The sequence below is a fragment of the Serratia sp. (in: enterobacteria) genome (assembly GCF_046715635.1).
Classification (GTDB): domain Bacteria; phylum Pseudomonadota; class Gammaproteobacteria; order Enterobacterales; family Enterobacteriaceae; genus Chania.
The window spans coordinates 1-5,098 of sequence record NZ_JBKJYW010000178.1 but is presented as its reverse complement, the minus strand read 5'-3'; the positions used below and the strand labels follow the sequence as shown (position 1 = coordinate 5,098).

Here is a 5,098-nt window from a genome sequence, read left to right as displayed (position 1 = left end):
GCGTTCTGTAGACTCCTTTTCAAACTGCAGATCCTTGTACTCAGAGTAGTAATGCAGCTGGTCTGGTTTTTTAATTCTGATAGGCCGTAACAGGCTATTGAGCCGAATATAATTGGCAGGCAGCCCGGCGGTATTGACTTCACCTAGCTCCGGATATTCCCCGGCTTGCATCACGAGCGTATCTCCTACCTTAGTTACGGTTATTTCACTATCAAGCTTGAAATAATTTCTAATCCACGGCTCGCCACCCAATCGTTTTACGTAGCGCGGGCTAAGAGCCACTATCCAATTAGCACCTTTGATTTCATCAGCATATTCTCCACCGCCCGTTATCGTATCAGTAGTTTCGATAGATAACCCAGAAAATTTCTTTGCAAGATTATATTCATCAGGGAAAAACCTATGGTCATATTCATAGGGTAAGATGGGCGAAAGCCCTGCGTAACCATTATCGACATCCAACTGTTGACACAACCAATAAAATAACACTTTAAACCTTTCAAGCCCTGCATCTGATGAAATAAAATGCCACGGTAGATTTATAGCCAACATACTTCTTTCAAAACACTCCTCAAATGCCCTCGGTATTAGCGTGAAAATGGAATGCTCTGCAGAGATTTCGGTTTCAGTTGCACTGGTTAATACCCATTCATATTGACCACCATCGGGAAGGTCTATAAAATCTTGTCGAGTTTTAGCATAATCCTTGCTGGTTATATTAACAAATTCAGAGTAATAATTTTTCTTTAAAAAACGGCCGTAGTCGGAATAAAACCGATCAAAGCATTCTACCACCTTCAATTTCTTTTCATAAGTGCCGCCATAACGAAAGTAGAAACTCATCGTTAGCCCTAGCCGAATAGCCTGTTTCTCTGGTTCACCGGTATAGGAAAGTTCAATTTCATCAAGCCAGCGCATGATTTTTTCGGAGTACGTTTTCATTTCCACATCCCATTAATTAACTTAGTATCAAATATCAACTATTAGTCTTGATTTTCCAGCTCATACTGCTCAAGCATAAGAATAAGGTCACTACTGGGGATACTGCCATTAGGGCGCTCATCAGCAGTGGCCGCTGTCGCCCCCCCCAATAACCCCAGCAACCCGGCAATGGCGGCATAAACGCTCGCCGGTACCGCGATAACCCCGGCCACCACACCAATGGCGATACCAACGACAATCCCCCCTAAAACCCAAAGAACATCGATAAAGGTGATGGACTTAATAAACTCAATGGTCCAATCGGTCCATTTTTTGACCAGAAGGTAAAGCTCCAATACCTGTGCGATGGTAAAAAACACCGAGGATTTCGCCAGATCGGTTACGCCTTCCTTTAGCCAAACATAGGCCTCTCTGCCCTGGTCATACATCCATTCACCGGTTTCTTGCATCCAGACCGCGGTGCCTTTGAGAACCGCCAACGTCTCCTCATAAAGCTCTCCTGCCAGCCCGCCAATGGGTTGAGCTTCCTGAACTACCAGCGTTTCTTGTTGAGTCCAAGGCTCCATAAGGTTTCTGCTATGAGTTGGGATTGGGCTCCCCCCAGGTAATGGTTTCGGTTCCGGATGTTTCCCTGGAATCGGGACAGGTGGAATATGGGGAGGCTTGGTTCCAGGGCCAAAAACAGGCGGGATCAGCAGCCACGGCCAGATTTTGCCAAACTTACTCAGCAATTCATTGGTCAAGGTATCCCGTTCTTTATCTGTCTTGGTACGGCAGTCGTAAATTTCTAACACAGTGAGTTTATTCTTGCCTCCTGCAATCCTAGTATTATCTCTTATTTGATTTTTTCTAAACCTATCTCCAGGAAATTTAATCTCGATAATTCGAGAGATATTTGGCTTCTGAGGCATACCCTCCTCACAAAAAACGCCTTGACCACACCATAGATTCGATGGGAATCTGGTATTCCGCCCCGAAGAGGGACTGGATTTAAAGTTCTACGTCTATTCCCAGGCTGCCCTTGGTTTTTGCTAATAAATGGCCTCGGCGGACGTACTAACATTAAATACGACACTTCAGCACGATACTCATAGCGCCACTGATGTAACTTAATCTCTTCAAATTGGATGATACCGGAGAGCAAAACCTGTTTTAGCTTCAGCATCCGTTCGCTGCCATTTTTCATTTTTTGCGTTATCACATCGGGGAAACGCTGACAAAATGAGGTTCGCACTTGAAAATAGCCCCGATTTTCGGCATTGGGTAAGGGCGCTTCCTGCTCCTGCATTTCAATTGAAGAGGTGGTACATTGGTATCCTCCTTTGTTTGAAGAACCGCCAATAGTTACGCTCATAATGACTCCTCCGTATCCACAAACTCGAACGTTTGTTCCATCATTTCGCCATGGGTCACATGGAATAACTTTCTGGTCGGCTGTTTTTTGCGCTCATAAATAGCTAATTCAACCTCATCCTCCGTTTCTGTAAATACGCGCCGGGTTTGGCCAAATTGGTTGGTAAAACCGCTAACCACCTGCCCAGCAGCGGTTTTCAGCGAATAAGGCTCAAAGGCTCTAGCTTCTTTGGTTTTTTTATCGGTGAGTAAATACTGCGCAGAATAGAGATACCTGGACGCAGGACCCGGCTTGCCTGCCGAATGGTTATCTAGCGTTATGCTCAGACCCTCCAATCTGATATTGCCGATGGGATCGATAACAATACGACCACCGGCGTTGCCGATAATCACCTCACCACCTTTAGAAGTAATAATAATATTGTTGCCGACGGAAAGTGTATTATCACCGGCCACATCCAGAAAACGGCTGCCTTCGACCTGGTTATTTTGCTGCCCTGCGATTTTGATTACCTGATTTTGTTCAACGGTGAGTGTCTTACTGCCTTTCACTGCTTCACTGAAATCCTCGGTAATGCTAAGCGTATGGCTCTTTCTGTACGTGGTAGGCCACACACGTTCAAGTAAGGGTTGTGTTACCTCAGGAAAAGCATCGTCAATACGCTGGCGCAAACGGCCCGTTAATGCGGCGAACCCTTCAAATAATCGCCTAACAGCGGCATCGTCCGCCGAGGATGCAAGAAATTCAGCCAACGCTGGGGATTCCTCGGCCACCAGATCGCCTAATTCTTTAAGGTAGCGCAGTTCATCGCGAAAATAGTGCTCAAAGTCCATAGACACTTTGCCTCGTCCTGGAGAAAGTACTTTATTTGCATATATCTAGCGGCTTAGCATCCAACCCACTGCAGTGACTCTATTTAGCCTGGTATTTTGAGTAAATTAATTCTATAACGGCATCATATTATCACTCTCGATAACATGCCACTTCGGGTTGGTTTTTCTATACTACAAAAAATATCACCACATTCAAATAAAACTTATCGGTCACAGACAAATAGGGCAAAATCTTTAACCAAACAAGCAACCAATATCATTCACCAGATAAATAACCAATAATAAACCCAATTACACCCCTCTCTTTAAATAGGATAAAAATAGTTTTAAATCCCCATATTTAAACTATAAACTCATTAATTACGCCATAATCTTTCGCTAGCGCTCTGCAACCTAAGAGTCAGCTGATTAAAAACGTGTTACTTAAAATGCTTACCTGATATTCGCTATCGATTTATAACCATACAAAAATCATGGCTAATAAAAACCCTCCGATGGACCACAATTCGCGTATAATTCCGTCATGAATTTTCTCGCTCATCTCCATTTGGCCCAGCTTGCGGAAAGCTCGCTGCTCGGCAACCTGCTCGCCGATTTCGTGCGCGGCAACCCCGCAGGTGATTACGATCCGGCGGTCGTGGCTGGCATCATGATGCATCGGCGCGTTGACGTATTGACCGATACCCAGCCGGAAGTCAAAGCCTGCCGCGACTATTTCAGCCCGCAATTTCGCCGCGTCGCCCCTATTACGCTCGACGTGGTCTGGGATCACTTTCTGGCCCGCCACTGGCAACAGCTTGAGCCAACCTGCAGCTTGCAGAGCTTCACCCAGCAAGCTCGTAGCCTGATCGTGCCGCACCTGCCGCAAACGCCACAGCGTTTCCAGAACCTGAACAGCTATCTTTGGCCCGAACGCTGGTTGGAGCGCTACGCCGAGCTGCCGTTTATCGGCGATGTATTGGCAGGCATGGCAAGCCGCCGCCCACGGTTGGCCGCACTGGCTGGCTCTTTCGCCGATGTCGAGCGCCAGTATCATCAGCTTGAAACACAGTTCTGGCAGTTTTATCCTCGTATGATGGAACAGGCCAGAAACAAGTCATTATGAACGCTGGCTAAAAAACCATAGTATTCACATGGTTAACAGAATGTGGCTTTTTGCCCTTGCCCTTTTGCACGAAAAGGTTATTTTGAAAGACTGCTGTTTTTAATCTCTCGGTTTGATAGGTGGAAGCTATCTCATTGATTGGTCTTTCACCCTTCCCTCACCGAGTGGTGGCCCTTATACTGGCCCCTGCTTTTACATCAACCCATTGAACTACTATTACAGGAGTAATTATGGTCCTGGTAACTCGTCAAGCCCCTGACTTCACCGCTGCAGCCGTTTTAGGCAATGGCGAAATCGTAGAAAACTTCAACCTGAAGAAGCACCTGAACGGCAAACCAGCCGTCCTGTTCTTCTGGCCGATGGACTTCACCTTCGTATGTCCTTCTGAGCTGATCGCTTTCGATCACCGCTATGAAGAGTTCCAGAAGCGCGGCGTTGAAGTTGTAGGCGTTTCCTTCGACTCAGAATTCGTCCATAACGCATGGCGTAAAACCCCTGTCGACAAAGGCGGCATCGGTGAAGTGAAATACGCAATGGTTGCTGACGTTAAGCGCGAAATTCAGAAAGCTTACGGCATCGAACACCCAGACGCGGGCGTTGCCCTGCGTGGTTCTTTCCTGATCGACAAGAACGGCGTTGTGCGTTCTCAGATCGTGAACGACCTGCCAATCGGCCGTAACATCGACGAAATGATCCGTACCGTTGACGCACTGCAATTCCACGAAGAGCACGGCGAAGTGTGCCCAGCTCAGTGGGAAAAAGGCAAAGCAGGTATGGGCGCATCTCCAGACGGCGTAGCTAAATACCTGTCTGAGAACGCTTCCAAGCTGTAATTTCAGCCTGTAAGTGTCAGAACCGGTCAGC

The 5,098-nt window shown here is 46.8% G+C and carries 6 protein-coding genes; 2 read left to right on the top strand and 4 right to left on the bottom strand.

Features of this window, described 5'->3' with window-relative positions:
• From ACLQ7H_RS08750 to ACLQ7H_RS08735, 4 genes are all read right to left on the bottom strand, one after another.
• Positions 1–942, bottom strand: a 942-nt coding sequence (locus ACLQ7H_RS08750) for a type VI immunity family protein (protein WP_411752325.1), incomplete at its 3' end; no start/stop codon positions are given.
• A gap of 41 nt (positions 943–983) precedes the next feature.
• Complete coding sequence (locus ACLQ7H_RS08745) at positions 984–1,853, bottom strand: hypothetical protein (protein ID WP_411752324.1); 870 nt, start codon at positions 1,851–1,853, stop codon at positions 984–986.
• Positions 1,778–2,296: a hypothetical protein gene (locus tag ACLQ7H_RS08740; protein ID WP_411752323.1), complete on the bottom strand. Its 519-nt coding sequence runs from the start codon at positions 2,294–2,296 to the stop codon at positions 1,778–1,780. The genes ACLQ7H_RS08745 and ACLQ7H_RS08740 overlap by 76 nt, the downstream gene beginning before the upstream one ends.
• Positions 2,293–3,129, bottom strand: coding sequence for a type VI secretion system baseplate subunit TssF (locus tag ACLQ7H_RS08735; RefSeq protein ID WP_411752322.1), 837 nt, complete (start codon positions 3,127–3,129; stop codon positions 2,293–2,295). The genes ACLQ7H_RS08740 and ACLQ7H_RS08735 overlap by 4 nt, the downstream gene beginning before the upstream one ends.
• A gap of 523 nt (positions 3,130–3,652) precedes the next feature.
• On the opposite strand from ACLQ7H_RS08735, the gene ACLQ7H_RS08730 reads away from it, so the two are divergent.
• Positions 3,653–4,234, top strand: coding sequence for an ACP phosphodiesterase (locus tag ACLQ7H_RS08730; protein WP_411752321.1), 582 nt, complete (start codon positions 3,653–3,655; stop codon positions 4,232–4,234).
• A 230-nt stretch (positions 4,235–4,464) separates the two neighbouring features.
• On the top strand, positions 4,465–5,067 hold the full coding sequence (locus ACLQ7H_RS08725) for a peroxiredoxin C (RefSeq protein WP_121608915.1): 603 nt from the start codon (positions 4,465–4,467) through the stop codon (positions 5,065–5,067).
• The last annotated feature ends 31 nt before the right edge of the window (positions 5,068–5,098 follow it).